3 protein-coding genes are annotated in these 4,728 nt (G+C 71.4%); all 3 read right to left on the bottom strand.

What is annotated here, in order from left to right:
- Positions 1 to 404 precede the first annotated feature (404 nt).
- Positions 405 to 1,487 carry an alpha/beta fold hydrolase gene (locus OV207_RS13185; protein WP_267555494.1) on the bottom strand — a complete coding sequence of 361 codons (1,083 nt, stop codon included), beginning with the start codon at positions 1,485 to 1,487 and terminating at the stop codon, positions 405 to 407.
- Positions 1,488 to 1,506: 19 nt separating this feature from the next.
- Positions 1,507 to 3,048, bottom strand: a complete 1,542-nt coding sequence (locus tag OV207_RS13180) for an FAD-dependent oxidoreductase (protein WP_193428479.1) — start codon at positions 3,046 to 3,048, stop codon at positions 1,507 to 1,509.
- A gap of 21 nt (positions 3,049 to 3,069) precedes the next feature.
- Positions 3,070 to 4,728 (bottom strand): GMC family oxidoreductase (locus tag OV207_RS13175; protein ID WP_267555491.1); only part of this gene is annotated, 1,659 nt, incomplete at its 5' end.

Below are 4,728 nucleotides of genomic sequence, written 5' to 3'. Positions count from 1 at the left end.
TTCATGTCGCCGCGTCGAATCTTCCAGTCCACCGGGTTGATGCTCGCGGCGATGACGCGGACCTTCACCTCGCCCGGCCCCACCTTCGGCTCGGGCATGTCCTGCACGGCGAGCTTGTCCACATCCCCATAGTCCTTCAGCACGACGGCTTTCATTCGGGCCTCCACAGGCGGGCGCGGGAAGGAACTCCAGCGACGGGCCAACGGTAAGCACCGGGGGTGGGGGTGCCATCGTCGGCGGGCGGTCGCTCCGCTCCCCTGCCCTCCCAAGGCCTCTCGAAAAGGCTCGGAAGCAGGCGCTGCGCGCAGGGCGTTGAGACCGACCTGCCTCCGGCCCCGTCGCTCGCAAGCCTGGCCCCTGCGTCCGTGGCTCGCGCCCGGCCTCCACACCGTGAAGGCCGGACGTCAGGGAGCGCGGGGCTGGAACTCCAGCGCCTCGCGCAGCACCGGGTAGGTGTCCTCGGACGCGGTGCTGCCCATGAAGGTGTCGATGTGGCCACAGCCCGGCAGGATGTGGCGCTGGTAGTAGCGCGCCCCGTTCGCCTCGCGCAGCCACGAGAAGGTGCGCTCCGTGGACGTGGGCAGGTACGTCTGGTTCTTCTCCCCGGAGATGAACGTGATGGGCCGCTTGAAGGGCGCCGGGTCCAGGTAGTCCGGCGGCCGGACCTGCCCGTAGCGCTGGAGGTTGCCCGCGCGCCCGTGGTCGTAGCGCACCGCGTGCCCCACGCGCGCCATCTGCCCCAGGTGGCGGAACGTCATCAGGTTGCAGCGGCCGAACTGCTCCTCCAGCCGCGAGTGCGTCTCCCGGTTGAGGCGGGAGTGCCGGTACAGCCGCCCGTACATGAACGACAGCCGGTGGCACACGGGGCTGTCGCACTCCATGCGCAGCAGGCTCGACACCCTGCTGAAGGCCGCCTGGAACAGCGGCGTGCTCGACGCGTCATCCGACGTGAGCGAGTCCAGCCCCAGGTCCAGCAGCTCCGGCACCCGCAACAGCGCCTTGAAGCGCGTGGCCTTCGGCACGTCGTGGTGCAGCGCCACCTGGGACGCCACGACGCTGCGCACGTCCGGCAGGTGCCCCGCCGCGAGCGACATGAAGAACGCCACCGCCCCCGCGCAGTGCACCACCGCCTGCACCGACTCCGCGCCCGTGATCTCCCGGATGCGCCGCACCGCCGCGGGCATGTCGTGGTCCGCGGCGTCGTCCAGCGAGGACTGGCGCATGGGCAATTGCACGCTGGCGCGCCAGTCCAGCAGCCACGTGTCGTAGCCGTGGCGCACCAGGTACTGGACGAAGTTCTCCCTCAGCGTGGGCAGCATGAACATGCCGCTCCACACGCCCGCGCCGTGCACCAGCAGCACCGGCCCCTTCGTGCCGCCCGCGTAGCGGGTGAGCCGCAGCGGGATGCCGTCCCCCGCGAGGAAGTCGTACTTCTCCACCCCCGGCAGCCCGTCCCGCGACCCGTCCCTGGACACCACTCGCAACATCGCCGCACCGCCTCGACGCTCAAAAGCCATGGGCCACCGCCTCCGCGATGCGCTCGGACACCGCGCTGATGGTCATCACCGGATGGAAACCAATCGACGTGGGGATGACGGAGCCATCCGCCACGAACAGGCCCGGGTAGTTGAACACTTCCCCCTCCTTGGAAACGACGCCACGGTCCGGCGACTCCGCCAGGTGCGCCCCGCCCAGCGAGTGCACCGTGAAGGGCCGGCGGAACAGCTCCCACGTCACCAGCGGCGCGAACGTCCCGCCGTACTGCGACGCCAGCTCCCGCATCGCGCCCATCATCCGCGCCACCAGCTCCGCGTTCTCACCCGCGTAGTCCCACTCCACGTCCAGGTGGTTGCCCTTGAGCCCCATGCGCCCGTTGGCGTTGTCCTGGCCAATGCCAAACAGGTTGCTCGTGCGCGCCGGGTCCACCGCGTTGCCCAGGGGCTTGTTGAACAGGCCCTTCGCGAACGCCTGGTGCACGAGCGGCCCCAGCTTCGACCACAGCGGCGAAGCCACGCCCCCCAGCGGTCCCAGCGTCGGCTGTCCCATGCCGGCGAGCACCGCCGTCGCCGGCTGGTTGAAGGTGGCCGTCACCAGGGTGAAGCGCGGGGCCGCGTCGAAGAACTTCATCACCGTGGTCACGTCCGGGCCCTGCCACGGGAGGATCTCCTCGCGGCTGCCGTGCAACGAGCCCAGGAAGTCGCCGTTGCCGGAGTACCCGTGCCCCAGCCGGTCGCTCAGGAGCGGCAGCGTGCGGGCCCGGTCGCGGCTGCGCAGCAATATCTCCACCGTGCCCAGCGCGCCCGCGGACAGCACCACGCGGCTCCCCTCCACGGTCGCCTTCTCCCCCGTGGCCAGGTCCTGGTAGTGCACCCGGTAGCCCCCCGCCACGCGCTGCACGTGGGACACGGACAGGCCCGGCCACACCGTGGCGCCCAGCTTCTCCGCGCGCGCCAGGTACGTGAGGTCCAACGTGTTCTTCGCGCCGTGCTGGCAGCCGAACTCGCACTCCGCGCAGAGCTGGCAGGCCTTGCGGCCCGGGGCGGAGGGCTCCGTCCAGGACACGGCCTCCGTCGGGTCGAACGTCGGGCGGCCCATGCGCTGGGCGGCGCGCAGGAACAGGTCGCGCTTGCGCAGGGGGATGGACGGGGGGAACGGCTTCACGTCCAGCTCGTGCGCGACCTTGTCGTAGTACGGATCCAGGGCCTCGCGGGTGAAGCCCCGGGGCCAGCGTGGGTGGTCGAAGACGATGGGGTCCGGCCGGACGTGCACGTTGGCGTAGATGAGCGAGCCGCCGCCCACGCCGCTCGCCGTCACCGTGCCGATGCCGGACAGGAAGCGCACATCGAAGAGGCCCTGCGCCTGGGGCCGGGACGGATGGCGCCAGAGCAGCTCGTCCGCGCGGGTGACGTCGCGGGGGAACTGCCCGGGGGCATAGCGCCGCCCGCGCTCCAGGACCGCCACGGACCTGCCCGCCTGCGCGAGCCTGAGCGCGGTGATGGAACCCCCGAAGCCGGAGCCCACCACCACCACGTCGTATCGCTTCGCCATCCCCACGATGTGCCGTCCTCCCTAGTCGAACTTCGCGCGAGCGAAGACGTCCCAGAGCGTCCCCATGAACATGCCGCCAAACCGCCGCATCGCGTCCGCCTGCTTCAGCGGCGACGACGTGCCCAGCACCGAGAACGTGGTGAGCTGCTGGAGGAAGTCCGGCAGGTGCAGGCGGATGATGCCGGTGGACACCACGGGCCCGGACCGCTCATGGCCCCGGCGCACCACCGTGTAGAGCGTGGACGTGTCGCTCCACACGTCGAAGCCCGCGTTGTCACAGACCTCCTTGTAGCCATCCAGGAGGTACGGCTGGCCGTCCACGCCGGTGAAGGGCAGCAGGTACAGCATGCGCCGCTCGTAGAAGCGCTCCGTGTCCACGAAGAGGTTGAAGACGCCGTTCTCCACCGCCGCGCCCCCGGGCGGCGTGAGGCCGTGCACGTGGACGGTGCCCTGCGCGATGCCGCCGTGCGACTCCTGCGCGAGGAAGCGGTCCAGGTTGGGCAGCGTGATGGTGACGACGAACTCCGCCACGTCGCCTGAGCGCTGCCCCGCCCGCGCCGCCCCGGCGAAGTCGTCCGCCGGCGCGTGGCCCGGACGCAGGTAGCCCTTCATCCGCTCCGTGAAGCGCAGGCCCACCACCGGCGTGGGCGAGGCCACCGTGCCCCCGGGCGGAATCACCACCTCGCCCAGCGGATCCGTCCCCGGCACCACGGGCGTGTGCGGCGCCTCCACCACCGGCATCATCCGCAGGCCCACCCGCTGGGACGCCGTCGGGTCCGCGACCACGGGCTTCGTGGGCCCCCGCTCCGGCGCCACCCAGCCGGGCAGGTTCTTCACCTTGCGGATGGCCCGCTCCACGTTGCGCTCGGCCACGGCCGCGATGCTGGACGACGGGTTCACGCCAATGCCCACCGGCAGCGCCGCGCCGTCGAAGACATACAGGCCGGGGTAGCCGTGCACCTGGCCCTCATCGTCCAGGACGCCGTACGCGGGCTCCGCCGCCATCGCGCAGCCGCCCAGGTTGTGCACGGACACCGGCAGGTGCAGCCGCTCCCACAGCGGGTTGTACGCGGCGCGCGTGCCCAGCGCCCGGGCCACGTCCTCGCACAGCTGCTCCTGCGTGCGGTACAGCGGCAGGTTCGCGGGCACGTCCCACTGCACCTGCAGCTCGCGCGTGACGGGCGACAGGGACAGCCGGCCGTTGGCCTTGTCCCGGCCCATGGCCAGGAACACCGCCTGGAACCGGCCGCGCTCGTTCTCGATGGAGGCCATCTCCTTCGAGCGCAGGCGCAGCACCTTCACCAGCTCGCGCTGCAGCAGGTCCGCCGGCAGGCTGAGCGCGCGGTCCGGATCCATGGCGAGCATCAGCCCCGCCGCCTGCACCGGGTGGCCGCCCTCCTGGAACATGAACCAGGTCTTGTCCTTGCCCGTGCCCTCCTCCACCACCATGCCGGTGGTGATGGTGGGGCCCACCGAGGGGTCCCACGGCTCCTTCGTGTCGAAGGCGAAGGCGAGGAAGTCCCCGTTGGCCGAATAGCGCGTGCCCAGCCGGGCGCTCAAATCCGGCAGCGTGCCCAGGACGTCGCGGTTGCGCAGCAGCAGCTCCGTGGTGTTCACCGCGCCCGCGCACAGGAACACGCGGCGGGCCTCCACGGTGCGCTGCATGCCGGCGGCCGCGTG

The organism is Corallococcus sp. BB11-1 (assembly GCF_026626625.1).
GTDB lineage: Bacteria > Myxococcota > Myxococcia > Myxococcales > Myxococcaceae > Corallococcus > Corallococcus soli.
The sequence above is the reverse complement of the archived record's forward strand: the minus strand, read 5'-3'. Positions and strand labels throughout refer to the sequence as shown.

Excerpts from the sequence above, each read along its gene's own strand:
- OV207_RS13185 (WP_267555494.1), bottom strand. The coding sequence starts at position 1,487 with ATGTTGCGAGTGGTGTCCAGGGACGGGTCGCGGGACGGGCTGCCGGGG.
- OV207_RS13180 (WP_193428479.1), bottom strand. The coding sequence starts at position 3,048 with ATGGCGAAGCGATACGACGTGGTGGTGGTGGGCTCCGGCTTCGGGGGT.